The sequence below is a fragment of the Rhizobium sp. CRRU65 genome (assembly GCF_048551595.1).
Lineage (GTDB): Bacteria > Pseudomonadota > Alphaproteobacteria > Rhizobiales > Rhizobiaceae > Rhizobium > Rhizobium leguminosarum_J.
This window is the reverse complement of record NZ_JBLYZH010000028.1, coordinates 1-21,248: the sequence shown is the minus strand read 5'-3', so window position 1 is coordinate 21,248 and position 21,248 is coordinate 1. Positions and strand designations below refer to the sequence as shown.

The 21,248-nt window shown below is 61.5% G+C and carries 23 protein-coding genes; 14 read left to right on the top strand and 9 right to left on the bottom strand.

Going from position 1 to position 21,248, the window contains the following annotated elements; genetic code table 11:
* Positions 1-30 precede the first annotated feature (30 nt).
* The 6 genes from ACM5SV_RS35015 to ACM5SV_RS34990 form a co-directional block, all read right to left on the bottom strand.
* Entirely contained in the window at positions 31-1,683 is a 1,653-nt protein-coding gene (locus ACM5SV_RS35015; RefSeq protein WP_419425505.1) for a GMC oxidoreductase, read from the bottom strand.
* A gap of 83 nt (positions 1,684-1,766) precedes the next feature.
* A complete protein-coding gene (locus ACM5SV_RS35010; RefSeq protein ID WP_012760633.1) occupies positions 1,767-2,849 on the bottom strand; it encodes an ABC transporter ATP-binding protein in 1,083 nt (360 codons plus the stop codon).
* A gap of 7 nt (positions 2,850-2,856) precedes the next feature.
* Positions 2,857-3,741 (bottom strand): carbohydrate ABC transporter permease, encoded by an 885-nt coding sequence (locus ACM5SV_RS35005; RefSeq protein WP_003555439.1) that lies wholly within the window; start codon positions 3,739-3,741, stop codon positions 2,857-2,859.
* Positions 3,741-4,628 carry a carbohydrate ABC transporter permease gene (locus ACM5SV_RS35000; RefSeq protein WP_003555441.1) on the bottom strand — a complete coding sequence of 296 codons (888 nt, stop codon included), beginning with the start codon at positions 4,626-4,628 and terminating at the stop codon, positions 3,741-3,743. Before ACM5SV_RS35000 ends, ACM5SV_RS35005 begins: the two co-directional genes overlap by 1 nt.
* Before the next feature lie 102 nt (positions 4,629-4,730).
* The gene (locus tag ACM5SV_RS34995; protein ID WP_222015425.1) at positions 4,731-5,963 is read right to left on the bottom strand and encodes an ABC transporter substrate-binding protein; all 1,233 of its coding nucleotides are present in this window, start codon (positions 5,961-5,963) and stop codon (positions 4,731-4,733) included.
* 58 nt (positions 5,964-6,021) lie between these two features.
* Positions 6,022-6,972 (bottom strand): sugar phosphate isomerase/epimerase family protein, encoded by a 951-nt coding sequence (locus ACM5SV_RS34990; protein ID WP_128449400.1) that lies wholly within the window; start codon positions 6,970-6,972, stop codon positions 6,022-6,024.
* Between the two features lie 222 nt (positions 6,973-7,194).
* Between ACM5SV_RS34990 and ACM5SV_RS34985 the strand changes: the two genes are divergently transcribed.
* Positions 7,195-8,265: a LacI family DNA-binding transcriptional regulator gene (locus tag ACM5SV_RS34985; RefSeq protein WP_033184306.1), complete on the top strand. Its 1,071-nt coding sequence runs from the start codon at positions 7,195-7,197 to the stop codon at positions 8,263-8,265.
* 81 nt (positions 8,266-8,346) lie between these two features.
* Here the strand turns inward: ACM5SV_RS34985 and ACM5SV_RS34980 are convergent, their stop codons facing one another.
* Together ACM5SV_RS34980 and ACM5SV_RS34975 are read right to left on the bottom strand one after the other, a co-directional pair.
* Complete coding sequence (locus ACM5SV_RS34980) at positions 8,347-8,778, bottom strand: type II toxin-antitoxin system VapC family toxin (protein ID WP_033184307.1); 432 nt, start codon at positions 8,776-8,778, stop codon at positions 8,347-8,349.
* Complete coding sequence (locus ACM5SV_RS34975) at positions 8,775-9,029, bottom strand: type II toxin-antitoxin system Phd/YefM family antitoxin (protein ID WP_033184308.1); 255 nt, start codon at positions 9,027-9,029, stop codon at positions 8,775-8,777. Before ACM5SV_RS34975 ends, ACM5SV_RS34980 begins: the two co-directional genes overlap by 4 nt.
* A gap of 278 nt (positions 9,030-9,307) precedes the next feature.
* On the opposite strand from ACM5SV_RS34975, the gene ACM5SV_RS34970 reads away from it, so the two are divergent.
* From ACM5SV_RS34970 to ACM5SV_RS34940, 7 genes are read left to right on the top strand one after another with little or no spacing between them, the layout of a single operon-like run.
* Positions 9,308-9,751, top strand: a complete 444-nt coding sequence (locus tag ACM5SV_RS34970; protein WP_003555446.1) for an acetyl-CoA carboxylase biotin carboxyl carrier protein — start codon at positions 9,308-9,310, stop codon at positions 9,749-9,751.
* Entirely contained in the window at positions 9,751-11,136 is a 1,386-nt protein-coding gene (accC, locus tag ACM5SV_RS34965) for an acetyl-CoA carboxylase biotin carboxylase subunit (protein ID WP_419425504.1), read from the top strand. Before ACM5SV_RS34970 ends, accC begins: the two co-directional genes overlap by 1 nt.
* Positions 11,133-11,570, top strand: coding sequence for an acetyl-CoA carboxylase biotin carboxyl carrier protein (locus ACM5SV_RS34960; protein WP_003555448.1), 438 nt, complete (start codon positions 11,133-11,135; stop codon positions 11,568-11,570). Before accC ends, ACM5SV_RS34960 begins: the two co-directional genes overlap by 4 nt.
* Entirely contained in the window at positions 11,567-12,274 is a 708-nt protein-coding gene (gene pxpB, locus ACM5SV_RS34955) for a 5-oxoprolinase subunit PxpB (RefSeq protein ID WP_419425503.1), read from the top strand. Before ACM5SV_RS34960 ends, pxpB begins: the two co-directional genes overlap by 4 nt.
* Entirely contained in the window at positions 12,271-13,266 is a 996-nt protein-coding gene (locus ACM5SV_RS34950; RefSeq protein ID WP_419425502.1) for a biotin-dependent carboxyltransferase family protein, read from the top strand. The genes pxpB and ACM5SV_RS34950 overlap by 4 nt, the downstream gene beginning before the upstream one ends.
* Positions 13,267-13,303: 37 nt before the next feature.
* Entirely contained in the window at positions 13,304-14,071 is a 768-nt protein-coding gene (locus ACM5SV_RS34945; protein ID WP_003555453.1) for a 5-oxoprolinase subunit PxpA, read from the top strand.
* A 60-nt stretch (positions 14,072-14,131) separates the two neighbouring features.
* Positions 14,132-15,334: a pyridoxal phosphate-dependent aminotransferase gene (locus ACM5SV_RS34940; protein ID WP_419425501.1), complete on the top strand. Its 1,203-nt coding sequence runs from the start codon at positions 14,132-14,134 to the stop codon at positions 15,332-15,334.
* 94 nt (positions 15,335-15,428) lie between these two features.
* On the opposite strand, the gene nac is transcribed toward ACM5SV_RS34940, so the two are convergent.
* Positions 15,429-16,334: a nitrogen assimilation transcriptional regulator NAC gene (gene nac / locus ACM5SV_RS34935; protein ID WP_419425500.1), complete on the bottom strand. Its 906-nt coding sequence runs from the start codon at positions 16,332-16,334 to the stop codon at positions 15,429-15,431.
* Positions 16,335-16,579: 245 nt separating this feature from the next.
* Between nac and ACM5SV_RS34930 the strand changes: the two genes are divergently transcribed.
* From ACM5SV_RS34930 to ACM5SV_RS34905, 6 genes are all read left to right on the top strand, one after another.
* The gene (locus tag ACM5SV_RS34930) at positions 16,580-17,359 is read left to right on the top strand and encodes an SDR family oxidoreductase (protein WP_419425499.1); all 780 of its coding nucleotides are present in this window, start codon (positions 16,580-16,582) and stop codon (positions 17,357-17,359) included.
* On the top strand, positions 17,356-18,063 hold the full coding sequence (locus tag ACM5SV_RS34925) for an amino acid ABC transporter permease (RefSeq protein WP_419425498.1): 708 nt from the start codon (positions 17,356-17,358) through the stop codon (positions 18,061-18,063). The genes ACM5SV_RS34930 and ACM5SV_RS34925 overlap by 4 nt, the downstream gene beginning before the upstream one ends.
* Positions 18,060-18,818, top strand: coding sequence for an amino acid ABC transporter permease (locus tag ACM5SV_RS34920; protein WP_003555458.1), 759 nt, complete (start codon positions 18,060-18,062; stop codon positions 18,816-18,818). Before ACM5SV_RS34925 ends, ACM5SV_RS34920 begins: the two co-directional genes overlap by 4 nt.
* A complete protein-coding gene (locus ACM5SV_RS34915) occupies positions 18,815-19,579 on the top strand; it encodes an amino acid ABC transporter ATP-binding protein (RefSeq protein WP_419425497.1) in 765 nt (254 codons plus the stop codon). The genes ACM5SV_RS34920 and ACM5SV_RS34915 overlap by 4 nt, the downstream gene beginning before the upstream one ends.
* Positions 19,580-19,610: 31 nt before the next feature.
* Positions 19,611-20,447: an ABC transporter substrate-binding protein gene (locus ACM5SV_RS34910; RefSeq protein WP_131620573.1), complete on the top strand. Its 837-nt coding sequence runs from the start codon at positions 19,611-19,613 to the stop codon at positions 20,445-20,447.
* Between the two features lie 84 nt (positions 20,448-20,531).
* Positions 20,532-21,206, top strand: a complete 675-nt coding sequence (locus ACM5SV_RS34905; protein ID WP_011654448.1) for a 4-carboxy-4-hydroxy-2-oxoadipate aldolase/oxaloacetate decarboxylase — start codon at positions 20,532-20,534, stop codon at positions 21,204-21,206.
* The last annotated feature ends 42 nt before the right edge of the window (positions 21,207-21,248 follow it).

Below are 21,248 nucleotides of genomic sequence, written 5' to 3'. Positions count from 1 at the left end.
ACGATCTAGCAGTTCAGCCGTTGCGGGCGCCTACAGCCGTCCTGTCCGGTACTGGTCGACAAGATTCCGGCAGGCGCGGATCGTCAGGACCATGACGGTGAGTGTGGTGCCGGCGATGCCGCTGCCGGGGAAGGCGCTGGCGTCGGTGACGATGAGGTTCGGGGCATCCCAGAGCTGATTATAGGGGTTGAGAACCGAAGCCTCACGGGTTTCGCCCATGCGCGCGCCGCCCGTCTCATGGATTGCCGCTCCCATGCACATGGTCTTGCGAAACCATTTGCGGAACATGAAGCGGCTGAAGACATCGGCTTCGGGAAATGCGCCCTTGCCCATCTCCTTGAGGCCGGTCGGCGAGCCGATGAATTCGAGGTCGCCGCCGACCTCCTTGATCAATGCGATCAGCGTTTCTTCCTGCCTTCTGAGCAGCGCCTGCTCCTCCTCCTGCATGACGCAGCGGATATGCGGCACGGGAATGTTCCAGGCATCCCTACGCCTGACATCGAGCGTGATGCGATTGTCGGCATAGGGCAGCATGCGGCCGAAGCCGAAGAAGGCGAGACGTGCATCCGTGTCCACGGAGACCGGCGCGCGGCCGACGCTTCCCTGGTAGTCGAAATCGCCGCGGGCCGCGTCGCTCTCGCCGAAGCGGGGAATGAAGATCCCGCCCGACGGATTATAGAACGGGTCGGTCGGCGCGGACTCGTCGGGCGCCCAACCCTTTGCCTTGGAGAAGGAGCCGAAGGCGAGGCATGGAAGCTGGTCCATGAAATAGCGGCCGAGAGCGCCCGAACTGTTACCGAGCCCATCAGGATGTTTCGCCGACGCCGAATTCAAGAGCAGCCGCACGCTCTCTATCGGCGAGGCCGAAAGCACCACCGTCGCGGCGCGAACCGTCGATACCGCACCGGTGTTGCGATCGATATATTCGGCGCCGGTAGCGCGGCCGGTCTTCTCGTCCGTGGTGATGCGGCGAACGACGGCGTCGTAGCGGATGGTCAGCTCACCGGTCGCGTTTGCATCTCGCAGCGGTCGCGGCATCCGGTCGGCGTCAGGCGCGATGTAGCGCCAGGAGACGACGTGCCTCTCCGGCCAGCGGTTTTCGACCGCCTGCTTGAAGATCTGTTCGGCGGGCGTCAGGCTTGCCGGCTTCGCATAGATGCCATCCGGCAGCGTGGCCACGTTGTCCTTGTTGCCATAGAGCCCGAGATAGGCCTCGACCTCGTCGTAGAAAGGCGCCAACTCATCATAGGAGACCGGCCAGTCCACACCCTTTCCGGCACGTGAGCGGATCTTGAAATCGTCGTCGGTCCAGCGCAGCAGCACCCGGCCGAAACTGTGGAGGCGCCCGCCGCCCTGGCGGCCGCGGATCCAGAGGAAGGGTTCGCCCTTCGGCGTCGTATAGGGGTTCTTGCGGTCGTTGACGAAGAAGTGGCTGAAGCGCTCGGTGAAAAACGCCGCGCGCGCCTGGATCGGCTGGCCCTTGAGAGTGGCCCGCGCACGCTCCCAGATATTGATGCTGCTTGCCGGCGCCTTCTTGCGGACGGGATCGAAATCCTTCGGTCCGACGGCGGGGCCGGCCTCGAGCAGCAGCACCGACAATCCCTGTGCCGTCAGTTCCTTTACCGCGAATGAACCCGCCGCGCCGGAACCGATCACCAGCGCATCATAGACGATCTCAGACATGTCTTTTCTAATCCTGTCCTTGAGCAATCCTCAAAACGGCACGAAAAGCGCCAGGAATTGCGGGGAAACAAAGGGGTGGCGCGTCACAGCCGCGATCCGTCAGTGCCGAAGAGGGACGCCTTGGCGATATCGAGCCCGGGAGCCACGGGATCGCCAGGCTCAAGCGTGACATCGCCCATCAGCCGGAGCGATAGGCTCTGGTCTGCCCAGTCGAACCAGACGACGGCGTCCGAACCCATCGGCTCGACGACGGAAACGCGCCCCGGAATGGTTGGCAGGCCGCTCGTGGCGCCATCGAGCACAAGGTGTTCCGGGCGAAAGCCGAGAGTAGCAGGCCCTTCTGCTGCGTCCGCTCGGAAGGAATAACCGGAGAGATCGACAGTGAACTCCTTGCTCCGGAAGAGCGGCGCGCCGTTGCCGGGCTCGATCCGGCCCTCGATGAAATTCATCGCCGGAGCGCCGATGAAGCCGGCAACGAAGAGATTGGCCGGGCGGCGGTAGATCTCGGCCGGCGAGGCGAGTTGCTGGATGACGCCGTCGCGCATGATGGCGATCCGGTCGGCCAGCGTCAGGGCCTCGACCTGGTCGTGGGTGACATAGATCATCGTATTGCCGAGGCGCTGGTGCAGCTTCTTGATCTCGACGCGCAATTCGTTGCGCAGCTTGGCATCGAGGTTCGACAGTGGTTCGTCGAACAGGAAGACATCGACTTCACGCACCAGCGCCCGGCCGATGGCGACGCGCTGGCGCTGGCCGCCGGAAAGCTCGGCCGGACGCCGGTCGAGCAGCTTGTCGAGTTGGAGAAGGGCGGCGGTGCGGGAAACACGGGCCTCGATTTCGGCCTTCGGCAGGCCGGCGACGCGAAGCCCGAAGGAGAGGTTCTTGCGGACCGACATACGCGGATAGAGCGCGTAGGACTGGAAGACCATGCCGATGCCGCGGTCCTTCGGCTCCTCCCAGCTGACGTTCCTGCCCGAGATCCAGACCTCGCCTGATGTGATGTCCTGGAGACCGGCAATGGCGTTCAGAAGCGTGGACTTGCCGCAGCCGGAAGGGCCGAGCAGCACCAGGAACTCTCGCGACGCGATGTCGATCGACATCTTCTCGATCACCGTATGGTCGCCGTAGGCGATCTTCAGGTCCTTGACGGAGACGGCAGATTGCATGGAAGTGTTACCCCTTGACTGCGCCGGCCGCGATGCCGCGCACGAACCAGCGGCCGGACAGGAAATAGATGGCGAGCGGAACGATGGCAGTGAGGATCGTCGCCGCCATGTTCACGTTGTAGGTCCGCTCGCCCATCGTGGTGTTGACGATATTGTTGAGTTGCACGGTCATCGGCAGGTTGTCGCGGCCGGCAAAGACGAGACCGAGCAGGAAGTCGTTCCAGATGCCGGTGAACTGCAGCATGGAGACCACCACGACCATCGGCACGGCAATCGGCAGCATGATCTCGAAAAAGATGCGCCAGAAGCCCGCGCCGTCGACGCGCGCCGCCTTGCAGAGCTCCTCCGGCACGCTGAGGAAATAGTTGCGGAAAAGAAGCGTCACCAGCGGCAGACCGAAGATGACATGCACGAGAATGATGCCAGCCAGCGAATTATAAAGGTCGATATTCGCCATCGCCCGGACCATCGGATAGAGGAAGATCTGGTAGGGGATGAGGCCGCCGGCCATCAGCAGGCCGAAGAGCAGGTTTGCCCCGCGCGGCCGCCAGAGCGACAGCGCATAGCCGTTGACGGCGCCGATGAAGACCGAGAGCGCGACCGAGGGGAGGGTGATCGCCACCGAATTCCAGAAGCCGCTGCGAATGCCGACGCAGACGGTTCCCATGCAGGCCCCCGACCAGGCGGTTGCCCAGGCAGAAAAATCGAGCGTCGCCGGCAGGGCAAAGATCTGGCCGAGCCGGATTTCGGGCATCGATTTCAGCGAGGTAACGACCATGGTGTAGAGCGGCAAAAGGAAGAAAAGCGCTGCGACGACAAGGAAGGCATAGAGGCCGATGCGCCCGGCGGTGATCTGTGCCGGCTTCGGGCCGTTCGGATGAAGACGTGCCATCACGCGGCTCCCTTGGCTTTGTCACGCATGTGCATGATGTAGCGGAACGGGGCGACTGCGATGATCACGCCGAGGACAAGCACCGTCGCGCCGGCTGTGGCGAGGCCGAGGTTCTGGCGCCCGAACAGATTGTCCATGATGAATTTCGCCGGCACCTCCGTCGCATTGCCGGGGCCGCCATTGGTCATGGCAACGACGATGTCATAGGTCTTGATCACGCCCATGGCGAGCAGCATGCCGGCCGCGGCCAGCGCCGGCCCGAGCTGGGGTAGGATGATCGAGACATAGATCCGCCAGACAGGGATACCGTCGATCCGCGCCGCCTTCCATTGCTCGCCTTCGATGCCGCGCATGCCGGCGAGCGCAATGACCATGACGAGCCCCGCGCCCTGCCATACGCCGGCAAGCACCAGCGCATAGATCGCCATGTCGCGATTGACCACCCAGTCGAGGACGAAGCTTTCCCAGCCGAGCGAACGCACGCTCGCCTGGATGCCGAGCGTCGGATTGAGCATCCATTGCCAGATCAGCCCGGTCACCACGAAGGACATGGCGTAGGGATAGAGGAATATGGTCCTGAAGGCGCTTTCGAAGCGGATCTTGCGGTCCAGCGCCGCAGCCAGCAGGAAGCCCAGCAGCAAACAGCCTGCGACGTATAGGACGCCGAAGATCAACACGTTTTGCAGCGAGGCCAGCCACTTGGCAGAAGAGAAGAGCTTCGAATACTGCGCCAAGCCGACATAGGTCGAGGATGGAAAAAGCGTCGAATTGGTGAAGGACAGGCGGATCGACCAGGCCATGGTGCCGATAAAGACCACGACCGCGACGAACCATGTCGGCAAAAGCGCGATGGTCGCGGAAAGATTGGGCTTGCGTTTGATGGACATCGGCCAGCTCGTTGACGGAGTGGAAAGCAGGGCGCGCCGCCGCGCGAGGCGGCGGCTGGCAGCCGTGGCGCCGACATCAGGTCGACGCCACGGGCTACTATCCTACTCGAAGATGGCGAAGAAATTCCCAGCTGTGGAGGCCGTATCGTCCGAGCCGCCGCTCCAGTATTCGTCGACGAAGTCATCGAGCGTGCCAACCTGCTGGGGCGTCAGCACGATCGCCTGGTCCGGCACGATCGCACCGGCTGCCATCAGCTCGACACCCTTCTGGGCGCAGACGTCCAGCTTCGACTTGTCGACGTCGGCGCGCATCGGAACCGAACCCTTCTTGAGGGCGAATTCGACCTGGACGGCCGGATCCATGACGACTTCGGCGAGAAGTTTCTGCGCCTTGTCGGTCTCGGCCTTGCCGGTCTTGGGGAACCAGAGGGAGTCGGCGATATAAACCATGCCCTTCGATTCCGGCACGATCATGCAGCCATAATCCTTGCCCGGCTCCTTGCCGGCAACGGTGAATTCGCCCTTGGCCCAATCGCCCATGAACTGCACGCCGGCCTTGGCGGTGATCAGCATGGCGGTCGCGTCGTTCCAGTTGCGGCCGGCGGCACCGGCATCGACATAACCACGCAGCTTGCCGAGGATTTCGAGGGTCTTCTTCACGCCTTCGACGGATGCCGGGCTCTTGTCCTTATCGACATAGATCTTCAGGAAGCCGTCGATCCCGACCTGCGAAAGCAGGATCATGTTGAAGACCTTGGTTTGCTGCCAGGGCTGGCCACCCCAGGCGACCGGAACCATGCCGGCAGCCTTCAGCTTGTCGAGATCGGCAAAGAGCTCGTCCCAGGTCTTGGGCTCTTGCGAAATACCGGCCTTCTCGAAGGCTTCCTTGGAATAGAAGAGCCAGCTTTCACCATGGGCGCCGGTCGGCGCAAGGTAGACCTTGCCGTCATAGGTGATGAGATCATGGATCGATTTCGGCAGGGCGTCAGCCCATTTGCCGGCGGCCGCCACGTCGTCGATCGGATTGAACAGGCCCTGGTTGATGAAATCGGCGGCAGCGAGACCGATGACGCCCTGCTTGGCGCCGGGCGCATCACCGGCGACGATCCGGTTTTGGAAGGCGGCATCGGCCGCACCGAAGCCGGCGATCGAGGAATCCTTCCAGACGCCGCCGCGCTTTTCGAACTCGGTCTTGATGACGTTGAGGGCGGCAGCTTCGCCGCCCGACGTCCAGGACGACATGATCTCGATCGTTGGCTTGTCCTCGGCATGGGCCGAGGCGAAGAGACCGGCGAATGCCACGCCGGCAAGAAAAAGCTTCATCATGGTCTTCATTGTTCCACCTCTTGAAAATGCCCTCTTTGCGGGGCGTTCGTTGTCTTAGGGATGACTGTCAGCGATAGATCGGCAGGAGCGCCTGCCGGACGAGCGTGAGCCCGTTGGCGATGTCGCGGACGGGATCGGGCGCGGCATCGAGTTCGAGGATCGCCCAGCCTTCATAGGCCCGGTCGCGCAGCAGCCGGATCCAGGATGGCCAGTCGACCCGTCCGAGGCCGAAGCTGCAGAAATAGGGCTGGTGGCGTTCATGGATGTGCTTGTCGATCGGCGTATCGGCGGGCATCGGGCCGATCGCATCCTTCCAGTGAGCGATGATCATGCGCTCGTGATGGCGATCGACGAGTTGGACGGGATCGGAGCCGGCAACGATGATATGGGCCGTGTCCGGGCACATGTGCACGTAGGCCGGGTCGGTCAAAAGCATCATCAGATCGACGTCGCGCGCGGCGGCAAAGATCGAGTGCGCCTCGGTGTGCAGCGCCAGCCGCACGCCCCTGGCATAGAGGGTCGCACCAAGCCGGTTCAGAAAATCGGCAATCACTTTGGCGCGGTCGAAATCGTAGAATTGCACCGGCTGGGCGCCGAGCGTCTGGCGCAGCGGCGCGCCGATCACCATGATGTCGCTGCCGCAGGCTTTCAGGAAGTCGGCATATCGTTCCGCCTTGTCGATCAGCGCGCGCTGGGCCTCGGGCTCAGCGAAATCGCCGGCCGCCTCCAGTTCCGCGAAGAAGCCACTGCAGAGCGTCAGGCCGCGTCTTGCCAGTTCGGCTGCAAAGGCGTCGACGGAACCATAGGTCTTGATGGCGTCCTGCCAGTTGAAGGGAGAGAACGTCAGCTCGACACCGGCAACGCCGGAGGCCTGGACGCTGTCGAGTATCTTGTCCCAGAAGGCACGGGGCTCGGCGCGGGCGTAGCCGACGATCGCCTCATGGCTGTCGACGCCCCAGAAGCCGGGATGAAAGAATGTCACGAGATCGACACCGAAGCGCAGCCTGTCAGTAGCCATAATTTGTCCATTTCTCGAGGCATGACCTACCAGCGTGCGGAAGTGCCGTTCCGCATCCAATAAAACATGGGTTTTCAACGCATTAAGAAATGGCAATCGTTTGCCATGGCTAGATAATAGCCAAGCCGGTTTTTTAAGCAAGCGATTTTTGGCAAACGTTTGCTATAAACCGCTCCCTGCCTTAGAGTTGCAAATCGAAGCATCCGGGAGACCGAAATAAACATGAATAAAAACAAGGATGTGGTGGGAGAGGAGCCATCGGGTGCATTGATGGCCGATGTCGCGCGGCTCGCCGGCGTTGCGATATCGACAGTCAGCCGGGCGCTCGCGAATCCCGGCCGAGTCAACGAGAAGACGCGCGCCAGGATCAATGCCGCAGCCAGGCAACTGGGCTATACGCCGAACGCGATGGCGCGCGGCCTCAGGGTCGGCAAATCCAACATCATCATGATCATTCTGCCGGGATCGCTCTACTATGGTGCTTCCCAGGTCATTCCGCAGGTGCTGCAGAGTATCAATCAATCGCTGATCCAGGGCGGCTACAACCTGATGATTGCCAACCTCGATCGCGACGAGATTTCCGAACGGCATATCCTCGACCTCGCCTTCGGCGGCAGCGTACGCGGGGCCATCATCCTGTCGTCGAAGCTTCCGGAGGTCGACGGGCGGTCGCTGGCCAATTCCGGTCTGCCGATCGTGTCGATGCTGCTCGACATGAGCGATGCCGGCCTGCAGAGCGTCGTGACGAACGACCGCGAAGCCGTGCGCGACGTTACTGCCGAACTGATCCGATTGGGTCATCGGCGGTTTTTCTATCTTGCAGGGCCTGAAGGCAATTATCACGATGTCGAGCGTTACGGCGGCGTGCTCGAGGCGCTCGAGGCGGCAGGATTGTCCGAGGAGGCGGTGCATCGCTCGGGTGGTCATCTCGATTATCAGCACGGCTTCGACATTGGTGTCCAGGCGGCGGATGATTTCGCCGAGTTGACCGAGAAACCGACAGCCGTCATCGCGACCAGCGACGACATGGCCATTTCATTCGTCAGCCGTGTCCAGCGGACAGGCGTGCGCATTCCCGGTGATCTGTCCGTCGTCTCTTTCGACGGCTCCCCGGTCTGCGAATTCTGCTCGCCGCCGCTCTCGACGATCAAGCAGCCGGTGGAAGAGATGGGGCGCGCAGCGGTGGATCTTCTGCTCGACGCCATTGACCAGCGGCAGAATACGGCGGCGGTTCGCACCGTCATCCGAAGCAGCCTGATCTTGCGGGAGAGCATCGGCCCCACGAAGAGCTGACGATGACGGAAGCCGGCCGCGCATCCGTGTGGAAACGCCGACGTTGTAATGGACGCTGCGACTTGCATCCATTTAAGGCGCCTACATTGCTTGACCCTGCCAAGGATCGACAATGACCACACCGGTGCCGTCGAAATCTCTCACGTTTCGCGTGACCACGGTAAGATTGTGCACCAGTGCAGTGGCAGCAATTAGCGCATCTGCCTCGTTGCGCCGGTCGGAAATATGCAGATGCGCGCAGCGCGTGGCGATGGCATCATCGATCGGCAGTATCCGGCCGGCGAACTGCGGACGCACGTGATCATCAAGCCATGTACGCAGGCGTGAACCCTGCCGGGCATCGCGTCGTTGGACAGCAAGCACGCCCCGTTCCAATTCGAGAATGGTCATTGCAGAGAGATAAAAATCAGAAGCGTTTGCCGTTTTGATCCATGCCACGACTTCCGGATCAACCTTACCGTCACCAATCTTGCGCAGTTCGGAAATGACATTCGTATCCAGCAGATAACTCAAGACAGGTCAACTCCGCGGGTTTTGATCTCGACCCGCGACGGCATGAAATTAATTTCCGACAGGCCCGGCATGGAAAGCCCATCGACCAAGCTTTGGCTCCTACCGGAAAGACGCTGAAATTCCTCGTATGTCAGAAGGACATGGGAAGGTTTGCCGCGGTCAGTGATGATGACTGGCCCTTTTCTGGCGGCTTTCTTGGCATTGCTGACGTCGTGATTGAGTTCACGGCTGGAAAGTGTCGTAATGGTCATAGTTGGCTGCCTCATGTAGGTATTTACCTACATATAGCACTTTCGGCCAACAAACATTGTCCCTTCATTGAATCCATTGCGGGGATTCTGCCACTTCCGGCTGCCGTCGAGGGAAGGTCGCTAACGTTCGGCGATATATCGTAGTGGGTGCCGATTGCACTCCATCAAAACTTCGTCTGACCCCATCAGTCGACGCGTCGTGCTACGAAAAATCACAACACCGGGCGACTTGAAACTTCGGGTCTGCGCGGTGGAATTTTGAAATTCAGAGCACGCATATGGACCTCTCGAAGATCAAGACGCTGATCGACTTTGTCGGACGATCGAACATTGCCGAGCTGACCGTGACCGAAAAGGACGTGACGGTTCGGATTTTCCGCACGTCGCCGGGTCAGGAGGCTGCTGCCGAGCCCGCGCAAAAGGCAGGATCGACGACGAGCTTTGCCGATGATGCCGGCTCCGATGCGTCGTCGAGGCTCGAGAAAACTTCCTATGCGGTGAAGGCGCCTGTCTTCGGCGTTCTGCACCGGACCCCGGCACCCGGGGAACCGCCATTCATTGCAATCGGTGACGAGGTGGAGGAGGGGCAGACGCTTTTCATCATCGAGGCGATGAAGGTCTTCAACACGATCGCTGCGCCGCGGTCAGGGCGCATTACGCACCTTACCGAAATCGACGAGGGCGAGGTCGAGACCGGCGACCTGCTGGCGGAGATTGCCTGATGCCGGAAACGACTGAACAATCCGCGACCGACCGCTTCGATACTGTTCTGATCGCCAATCGTGGCGAGATCGCAGCCCGGATCCAGCGCGCCTGCCATGAGCTCGGCCTGAAGACGGTCGCCATTTGCTCCGAGGCCGACAGGCAAGCGCCTTACGGCAGCACCGCCGACAGCTTTCTTTGCATCGGCCCATCGACCGCCGCCAAGAGTTATCTCAATCAGGATGCCATCCTTCTGGCGGCGCGTCTTGCCGGTGCAGGCGCCATCCATCCAGGTTACGGTTTTCTGTCTGAAAACGCCGCCTTCGCCGACGCCATCGAAAAGGCGGGGCTGACCTTCATTGGTCCGACCGCGTCATCGATTGCGATTATGGGCGACAAGATCGCGGCAAAGCGCGCGATGATGGCGGCCGGCGTGCCCTGCGTTCCTGGTCCGGACACGGCGCTGCCCGATGACCCCGCCACGATCGAGCGCATAGCGCTGGAAATCGGGTATCCCGTCATCATCAAGGCAGCCGCCGGCGGTGGCGGGCGCGGCATGCGTGTCGTGCCCAAGGCCGATTTGCTGCATGAAGCAATTGCGCTGACACGGGAGGAGGCCCGCAAGGCCTTCGGTTCCCCCTCGCTCTACATAGAGAAATTCTTAGAGCATCCGCGCCACATCGAGATCCAGGTTATTTGCGACGATCACGGCAATGCCGTGTGGCTGGGCCACCGGGATTGCTCGATGCAGCGCCGCCATCAGAAAGTGGTGGAGGAGGCGCCGGCGCCGGGGATCGCACCCGACATCATCCAGCCGGTCGGTCTGGCTTGCGTAAAGGCCTGCCTTCAGATCGGCTACCGGGGCGTCGGAACCTTCGAATTCCTCTATGAGGACGGCGCTTTCTATTTCATCGAGATGAACACGCGACTTCAGGTCGAGCATCCCGTCACCGAGCTGACGAGTGGTGTCGATATCGTCCAGGCGCAGATAAGGGCGGCGCAGGGCCACGTTCTCGATCTCACCCAAGGCGATGTGACATGCGAGGGCCACTCCTTCGAATGCCGCATCAACGCCGAGGATCCGGAAAATTTCCTGCCGTCGGCGGGTGTCGTCACCCATCTGGCGTTGCCGACGGGACCAGGCATCCGCGTCGATACGCATATTCATGCCGGCTACAAGGTCTCGCCCTATTACGACTCGCTGATCGCCAAGCTGATCGTCCATGCGCCGACGCGGGCGGAAGCGATGGCAAGAATGCGCGAGGCGCTTGCGGGCACTGAGGTCGAGGGGATTTCCACCAACATCCCCTTCCTGCGCGCCCTGTTCGAGGATGGCGCGTTCGCGCGCGGCGAGACGGATATCCATTATCTCGAACAATGGCTGAAACTGCGGAGGGGGGCATGAGCGCGATCGATTTCAGCGATCCGGCGACGATTGCATTGCTCACCGAGGCGTTGACGGCCGCCGGTGTGGACGGTCTCGAAATCTCCCGGCCGGGCGGGCAGCTTCGCATCGTCGTCGCCGGAAAAGGCGGCTCCCGGATCAGCTCGACCGGGGCGACGTCTCCTGCTCCCGGTTTGGCTCCCGGCTCCGCATCGGCCGTCGTGAAGGCGCCGATGGCCGGCCGCTTCTGTGTCGAGCACCCGGCCGCCTCCGCCGTGCCGCAAGATCTGCCGCGCTCCGTATCCGATGCGGATATCGTCGGCTTTGTCGGGGTAGGGCACATCCTGCTTCCCCTTCGCGCCGGACGTTCCGGTGTTTTGACCAGGCTGCTCGCCGAGCCTGGTGCGCTGGTTAGCTTCGGTGATCCTCTGTTCGAAATCGAGCTCCAGTCATGATCGTCACGACGAACAGACATGCATCGCAACGCGAGATCGTTCCGGCCACCAAAAGCCTGGCGCGGGTTTCCTCGATCGGCGCCAGATCCTTCCTGCTCGAGGCGCCCGGCGACTTCGATCTCATCGCGCAGCGGCGGATCTGGGCTCTGTCCCAGACCGTGAAAGGTTGGGCGGACCTTGCGGAAAACATTCCGGGCATGACCAATCTGCTGGTGATCTTCAAGGAGACGCCCGAGGATCCTGATGCGGTGGTCGCCCGGCTGCTGGAGGCATGGGAGAATGCCCGCAGCATCGATCTCAACGGCAAGACCATCGAGATCCCTGTCCATTATGGCGGCGAATTTGCGACGGATCTTCCGGCCCTTTGTAATCTCTCGGGCTTGAGCGACCGCGAGGTCGTCCGCATCCATCATGAAGCGACCTACCGTGTCTTCGCCTTGGGCAGCGCTCCCGGTTTCGGTTATCTGCATGGTCTCGATCCGCGTATCTACATGCCGCGAAAGACCGTGCCCTCGCTGAAGATGCCGAAGGGCTGCGTGACCATCGGCGGTATGCAGACCGGCGTCGCCATGCTCACAGGTCCCAACGGCTGGAATTCCATCGGCTTCGCGGCACTTGAGATGTTCGACCCCATGTTGCCGAGCCCCGCCATGATGGCGCCGGGAGATACGGTGCGGTTCCTGCCGGAAAGGATCGAGCTATGATCGAGATCATGGAAAGCGGTCCGTTCAACACAGTGCAGGATCTTGGGCGCCCCGGCTATCGCGACATCGGCGTATCGGCGAGCGGCGCGATGGATCCGCTTGCGGTCCGGATCGGCAACATTCTCGTCGGCAACGACGAAAACGCAGCCGCGGTAGAGGTGCAGACCTTCCCGTTCAGCCTGCGTTTCGAACGGCGCATCGCCTTTGCCGTGACCGGCGCGGACGGCAATTCTCATCTCGACGGATCGGAACTGCTTGCCTGGTGCGCTTATATCGCGGAGCCCGGACAGCTTCTCGAACTGAAACAGCCGCCGCTACTGGCGCGCTCCTATATTTCGCTCGGAGGCGGGCTGGACATCCCCGTTGTCATGGGTTCGCAAAGCACGTCGCTGCGCGGCAGCTTCGGGGGCAATGCAGGCCGGCCTCTGGCGAAGGGCGATCGGATCGCGGTCGGGGAGGACGCAGAAATGATTATGCTGCCGGCCTCCGGGCTCGCCGTCGTCGAACCGGCCGTGGCGCTGCGCGAAGTCTTCCCGGCTGCTGTCGACGGCACACTGCCGATCCGCGGCCTACCGGCCGGCGAGCATGATCTTTTCGCCGGAGATGGCGAAGCCTTCTGGAGCCAGACCTGGAGGATTTCCTCGCGAAGCGACCGGACGGGCTATCGCCTGTCCGGCGAGCCGATCAAGCCGACAGCGTCCATCGAGATGCGCTCCCACGGTGTCGTGCCCGGCGTGATCCAGGTTCCGCCCGGCGGCGAACCGATCGTGCAGATGAGCGATGCCAACACCGCCGGCGGATATCCGAAGATCGCCGGCGTGATCGAATGCGATCTCTGGCGGCTCGGCCAAGCCCGGATCGGCGCCCGCCTGAAGTTCGTTCGCTCGACGCATGCGGAGGCGCGCTCAGTTGAACAGGCTGTCGCCGGCTATGTCGAAGACGTCAGGCAGACATCCCGACTGGTCAAGCGCGCCTTGAAGGCGATGGCCTAATGCGTGTCGCCCAAAAGGCCGTCAAAAGGAGGAACTGATGAAGATCGATCTGAATTCCGACATGGGCGAAGGATTCGGTCCCTACCGGCTGTGCGACGACGAAGCGATGATGAAACTTGTCTCGTCGGCCAACATCGCCTGCGGTTTCCATGGCGGCGACCCGGATACGATGGGACGCATGGTCCGGCTTGCGAAACTGAACGGCGTCGGCATCGGCGCGCACCCCGGTTTGCCTGATCGGCCGGGTTTCGGCCGGCGCGAAATACCGTTTCCGGCAGACGAGCTTCGCCAGCAGATGCTCTATCAGCTCGGCGCACTGATGGCGATCGCCAAAGCCGAGGGTGTCACTGTCTCCCATATCAGCTTCCACGCGGCTATGGGCAATATGGTCAACCGCGATCCTGTGCTGGCCGATCTGATGATGGATGCGATCGCCACGGTCGATGCGGGCCTCGTCGTCTTCGTCACTTCAGGCAGCGAGATCCAGCAGGCAGCTCGGCGCGCGCGTTTGAAGACGCTGGCGCTTTTCCTTGCGGACCGGGCTTATGACGCTGGCGGCAGACTTGTCGCGCGCGGGCTCGCTGGCGCCGTCATCAAGGACGAGGCATCGGTGCGTGCGCGCGTACGGAAATTTCTGCTCGAAGGAACTGTCGAGACGATCGACGGAGCGGTGATCGCAATGCCGGCCCGCTCCATTCTCGTCCATAGCGACACGCCCGGCGCTCTCGAGCTTGCCGGCATCGTGCGCGGCGAGATCGAAGCCACGGGTGCTGCGCTCGCGCCTGCCGCCGAACTCGCCGACTGACGCAATCCCGATCGCCCGCGGGCGTTTCCCGTTCCCATCTCCCATCGAAGGACCATGTCGATGTCCGTTATCGCTGACCGCCTGAAAAACGTCTCCATCTCCGCATCCGCCGCCATGACCCAGCGCGCCAGGGAACTGGCCGCCAAAGGCATCAAAGTTGTCAGCCTCTCGTCGGGCGAGCCGGATTTCCCCACTCCGGCGCACGCGATCGAGGCGGCCTATGCGGCAGCTCTTGCAGGCGATACGAAATATCCTCCGATGGACGGTACGCCGGTGCTCAAGTCGGCCATCATCCGGAAGTTCAAACGGGACAACAATCTCGACTATGATGCCAGCCAGATCGTCGTCTCGGGCGGCGGCAAGCAGGTGATCTTCAATGCCATGCTGGCAACCTGCAATCCCGGCGACGAGGTGGTCATTCCGACGCCCTCCTGGGTCAGCTATGCGGATATCGTCAAGTTCGCCGGCGGTGTCCCGGTCGCCGTCCCGTGCCACGAGCAGACCGGCTTCAAGCTGCATCCCGAGGATCTGGAGGCGGCGATCACGCCGCGCACCAAATGGCTCTTCCTGAACTTCCCGAACAATCCGACCGGAGCCGCCTGCTCCCGGGCGGAGATGGCTGCCATCGCTGAGGTCATGCTGCGACATCCCAATGTCTGGATCATGACCGACGATATCTACGAACACCTGGTCTATGACGACTTCCAGTTCTGCACGATCGCCGAAGTCGAGCCCAGGCTCTATGATCGCGTCCTGACGATGAACGGCGTCTCCAAGGCTTACGCGATGACAGGCTGGCGGCTCGGCTTTTGTGCCGGGCCGAAAGACTTGATCTCCGCCATCAGCAACGTTAACGGACAGAATGGTGGCGGCATCGCGACGCTGACGCAGGCTGCGGCGACCGCGGCGCTCGATGGGCCTCAGGATCTCTTGAAGGAGCGTGCCGCGATCTACAAGGAAAGACGCGACTTCGTTCTCGACCGATTGTCAGAGGTGGAAGGGCTGCGCTGCCATAGGCCCGAAGGCGCCTTCTACATCTATCCCAATATCTCGGGGCTGATCGGCAAGACCAGCAAGGGCGGGCGAAAGATCGAGACCGATGTCGATTTCGTCATGGCGCTCGTCGACGAGCATCATGTCGCGACCGTGCAAGGGGCGGCTTACGGAATGAGCCCCTTCTTTCGCATTTCTTACGCCACGAGCATGGAGAAACTCGGCGAAGGATGCGCGCACATAGCCCAGTTCTGCAGGGATATGCGCTGATCGGCAACGCGCTTTAGATCTGAATTCGGATCTAAAGCAAAGAAATGGAGCATGATGTCGTCCGAAAACCGCTCACACTTTTCGGCATCATGCTCTAGCGTTTCAACCGCGCCGTCAGCTCGAGAAGGATGTCGCGGACGGCAAGGGCCGGTTCGGACAAGGGATTCTGATCGGACACACACAGCGACAGGGTTTCTTCGATCCGCGGCGAGACGAGCCGGCAGATCAGCGGCTCGCTCGATTCCGATACGATGCGGTCGGCGATGGCTTTGGGCATGATCGTCGCGCCGAGACCGCTGCCCACCGCGCGGGCGAGCGTGCGGACGATTTCGACTTCCGCCACGACTTTCAAATTGGTGCGGGTGCGCGTGAAGGCGGTATCGACCGCGCGGCGCACGAAATTATAGGCCGGCGGCAACAGCAGCGGTATCCCGTCGAGAGTATTGACCGAAACGGGTTTCGCATCCGCCTCGATCGCAAAGTCCCGATGCGCGACAAGGAAAAACTCTTCGCTCAGGATCGGCTCGAACCGGACACCCTTGATCGGTCCGGTTCCATGGAGAAGCGCCATCTCCAGCCGGCCGTTCATGATCATCTGGCTATAGGTCTGGCCGACGCTTTCGGTCAGGTGCAGCAGGATACCGGGATGCCGTTTCCGGGTCTCCGCCAGGAGGTCGACCGACAGCGTGGCGGCACTGCTGAATGGCACAAGGCCGACGGACACACGGCCGGCAAGCGAATTGCCGGCTGCCGAGGCATCCGCTTGCGCCTGCTCCATCTGCCGAAGGATAATCTGCGCATGACGATACACCGCATGTCCCGCATCGGTCATGCTGACGCCCTGCTGGCTGCGGATCAGCAGCTTGTGGCCGAAATGCTCCTCAAGTGCGGCAAGCTGCTGGCTGAGCGCCGGCTGGGCGATATGCAAAAGGTCCGCCGCTCGCGTGATGCTGCCGCTGTCGACGATCACGATGAAAGATTTGAGGCGTCTGATGTCCATGAGGATCGGGGTACCGTTCTGATCTGCGCGGCTTACATTTGCAGACACGCATTGCTTTTGCAACGCGACGCCGTCGCTGCTTTCCTGACGCCCGGAAGCCGCGAGGTGATGCCCAGCACCAGCTCTTTTCTTCTTCAGCAGCCTGCGCCGGCTCCATAACCGTTGCTTATTGCTCCAGAGATAATCGGTCTTAGGCAAGGGGTTTAAGCTTCGCTACTGTTTCAATCAACAACAAGGGAACGACAATGCCATTCTCCGACTACAAGACCGCACTGGTGACCGGCGCATCTTCCGGTATCGGCGCAGCCGTGGTGGAGCGGTTCCGCCGGGAAAACATCGAGGTCCATGCCGTTGCCCGCAGTGCCGAAGCGCTGCAGCAGCTGGCTACGCGGACGGGCTGCGTCGCCCACGTCATCGATGTGACCGACCGTCAGGCCGTGGCAGAGCTCACACGTCGGGTGGAGTTCGATATTCTCGTCAACAATGCCGGTGTCGACCGGCCAAAGAAATTCCTGGAAGCCGACGAGGGCGATATCGATCTCATCGTCGACGTCAATCTCCGGGCGGTCCTGCACATCTGCCGGCTGGTCGTGCCCGGTATGGTGGCGCGAGACCGCGGGCACGTCATCAACATCTCGTCGATCGCCGGCGCCTATAATTTCGGCGGCAACTCATCCTATCACGCCACCAAGGCAGGGGTGAGCATGCTGTCCAACCAGCTGCGCATCGACGCTTTCGGCAAGCGGGTACGGGTCACGGAAATCTGCCCCGGCCGGGTCGCCACTGACATTTTCAATCACGTCCACGGCGATGACCCCAGCATCCGCGAACGGTTCATCGACGGCTTCGAACTGCCGCAGGCGGCCGATATCGCCGACGCGATTGCCTTCGCGATAGCAGCCCCCGTCGCCGTCAACATCGGGCACATGGAGATCACGCCGACGCTGCAGGTCATGGGTGGCCTGCAGACGGCAAAGCCCCAGCCTTCGGTGAAGACGGATCAATCCGGGGAGCCAAACCCGTGAGCGGTTTCGACCTTTCGGCAATCCTGGGAAATCCGGAATATACCGCCATGCTGCTGCATGGCATCGAGATGACCTTCATCATCTACGCCGGCTCTTGGTCGATGGCGATGGCGCTGGCACTTCTGCTGCTGGCTTTGCGTTTGTCGCCCTTTCGCTTCGGTGATCCGTTAGTCGCCGCTTACGTCTCCTACCACCGGAATGTCCCCACACTGGTTCAGCTGATGCTGTGGTATTTCGGGATTTTCACCCTGATGCCGAACGGGGTAGCGGCATGGTTGGCCGTCCATAATGCCGAGGCCATCTTCGCGGTGATCGGGCTCGGGCTCTGCCAGGCGGCCTATTTCAGCGAAGATCTTCGTTCGGGCGTGCGCTCGGTCGGCCCCGGCCAGATGCAGGCGGCCCGCGCACTTGGCCACGGCTATGTCTCGGCGATGCGTTTCGTCATCATGCCGCAAGGCGTGCGCAACGCGCTGCCGCCGCTCATCAATCACAGCGTTTCGCTTTTCAAGAACAGCAGTCTCGCTGTCGTCATCGGAGCCTCGGAACTGACGCATGCCGTCAAGGAAATCGAGAACCTCAGCTTCCGGACCTTCGAGATCTACCTGATCGGCACGGTTCTCTACCTCTTCTTCTCGCTCGTGATCATGAGCATCGGCGCCTATCTGTCGATGCGCACCGATCCTGCCAGGAGTGCGCGAGCATGATCCACGATATGATCGCCATCGTCCAAGACTACTGGCTGCTGCTGCTGATCGGCCAATATCCGAACGGGCCACTTGGCGGGCTCGCCAACACGCTGATCCTTTCTGCACTCAGCATCGCTCTCGCCTTTCCGGTCAGTATCCTCTTCGCATTGGCGCGGCTCTCCAGGTCGCCGCTGCTGCGCTGGCCGGTCACCGCGCTCGTCTATTTCACCAGGGGCGTGCCGCTCTTGATGCTCATCCTGTGGAGCTATTTCCTCGTTCCGCTGCTGACCGGCGCCGATGTGCCGAGCTTCGTGACGATGCTGACGACGCTCGTGGTCTATCAAAGCGCGTTCCTGAGCGAAGTCGTGCGTGCCGGCATCGTTGCGCTCGGACCGGGCCAGATGGACGCGGGACGTGCGCTTGGTCACGGTTATTTAGGTGCGATGCGCTTCATCATCCTGCCGCAGGCGCTCTACAACATGATCCCCAGCATCATCTCGACATTCGTCTCGACGATCAAGGACACGACGCTCGGCTACGTGATCAACGTGCCGGACCTGACCTTTGCCGCAAGCCAGGTCAACAACCAGCTCCTGACGCAGCCTTTCCAGGTCTTCCTCATTCTGGCGATCGTCTACTTCGCCATCTGCTGGACGCTCACCTACTTCGCAAATCGCCTCGAGCGGAGCATCACGCGGCGACGTGCGGGACTTTCCAACCTTCCTGCCGCCGCCTTGGTCGCGCCATCGAAAATCATATCGGAGCAGCCATGACCATGTCAGTTTCAGCACAGGAATTGCAGACGATCCGGCTTTCGCAGGTCTGCAAGAGCTACGGCGACTATCCGGTCCTGAAGGATATCGATGCGCAGGTCTCGCGCGGCGAAGTCGTGGTCATCTGCGGGCCGTCCGGTTCGGGAAAATCGACGCTGATCCGCACGATCAATCGCCTCGAGGAGATCAACAGCGGATCGATCACGCTCGACGGGCAAAACATCCACGCCGCCATGCGGGCAAAGGAACTCAATGCGCTGCGCAGCAGGATCGGCTTCGTATTTCAGAACTTCAACCTGTTTCCGCACCTTTCGGTGGTCGAAAACGTCTCGATGTCGCCGATCCGTGTGAAAGGCGTGGCGCCAGACGTCGCAGAGGACAAGGCCCTCAAGCTTCTCGATCGGGTCGGTCTTGCCGACAAGGCGCGGGCCTATCCCGGCCAACTCTCGGGCGGCCAGCAGCAGCGGGTGGCAATCGCCCGCGCCCTTGCCATGGAACCGCCGGTGATGCTGTTCGACGAGCCGACCAGCGCGCTCGATCCCGAAATGGTCGGCGAAGTGCTGGCCGTCATGAAGAGCCTGGCGTCGGAAGGCATGACCATGCTCTGCGTCACCCACGAAATGGGTTTCGCGCGCGACGTCGCCGATCGGGTCTGGTTCATCGATGCCGGCCAGATCCTCGAAATGGCGACCCCCGAGGACTTCTTCAACAATCCAAGCCATCCCCGGGCGCAGCGTTTCCTCGCTGATCTCAGGCATTGATACCAACCACCAAAAACAAAGGAGAACAGCAATGAACTGGAAATGCCTAACTCTCACCGCCGCATTTGCCGGCATGGCGGCCGCCTTGCCCGCACAAGCCGATCAGCTCGACAACATCATGTCGGCGAAAACCCTGCGCTGCGCGACTTTCGCCGACGTTCCTCCCTTCGCTTCGCCCGATCCGAAGACCCGCGAAATGGCCGGTTTCGACGTCGATCTCTGCGGCGCCATCGCCAAGGAGCTGGGCGTCAAGGCTGAGATCAAGCCGGTTTCGGTCGAGGCGCGCGTGCCCGAGGTCAAGCTCGGCCGCGTCGACATCACCGTTGCCAACCTCGCCTATACTCTGAGCCGCGCCGAGCAGATCCAGTTCAGCGATCCCTACTATCTCGCCAAGGAAATGCTGATCGTACCGGCGGACGATGCCGGCAAGACGAAGGCCGACTACGCAGGCCAGCGCATCGCTTCGACCAAGGGTTCGACCTCCGAGATGTCGATCAAGCTCAACAAATCCGACCCGCTGACCTTCCAGGATACCGCCTCGGCCTATCTCGCCGTCCAGCAGGGCAAGGCGCGGGGCATGGTGGCCAACACCATGACGACGACCAAGTTCGTCAATGAATCGAAGAGCAAGGGCAAAGCAATGCGGATGATCGAGGAGCCGATGCTGTACCAGCCGATCGGCATCGGCATGGCCAAGGATCAGCCGGCGCTGACCGCCAAGATCAACGAGATCCTTCGCAAGCTCGACACATCGGGCGAGATCAACAAGATCTGGGACAAGTGGCTCGGCCCGGATACCGAATACAAGATGACACGCACCGACAAGGTCGTATCGCTCTCGGAGCTGAAGTTCGACCCGATCCCTTAAGACTTCGGCGTCTTCCAATGACGATATCCAAACGAAATCAGACGGCGGGACATGCCCGCCGTCAGCCAAAAATGGGAGGCATCCATGATCCATATTAAAGATATTGCCGAACGGCCAAGCAAAGCCGATATCGACGCCGTTTCCAAATTTTCGCCAGCGACGATCCACGAAGCCCAAGGGCGCCGCGGAGCGCTTTCCTCCCGTCTGAAGCCCGTCGACTACCGCATGAAACTCTGCGGTCCGGCCTTCACGGTGAAATGCGCGCCGCGTGACAACATCATGCTGCAGCTTGCCATCAACTACGCAAAGCCGGGCGATATCATCGTCGTATCGGCGGGCGAATACGAAGAGGCCGGATCCTTCGGCGATGTGCTTGCCAATGCCTGCCTGGCAAAGGGCATCGGCGGCCTGGTGACCGACACCGGCGTGCGCGACACGCTTCAGCTGAGAGAACTCGGTTTCCCGGTCTTCTCGCTCAGCGTCTGCATCAAGGGGACGGTGAAGGAAACCATCGCGGCGGTGAACGACACGATCATCGTCGGCGGCGAAATCATCCATCCCGGCGACATCATCGCCGGTGATGCCGACGGCCTGGTGGTCGTGCGTCGCCAGGAAGCGCAGGAAGTCGCCAGGCTGTCACAGACCCGCGAAGATGCCGAGGCCGGCTATATCGCAGCATATAAGCAGGGCAAATCGGTCATCGAGGTCAGCAATCTCGAACCGGTGCTGAAAGCCAAGGGCCTCGTCGTCGACATCTGACGCGACACCGCAATAGCTATCAGCCCTGCCACTTTATAAGGC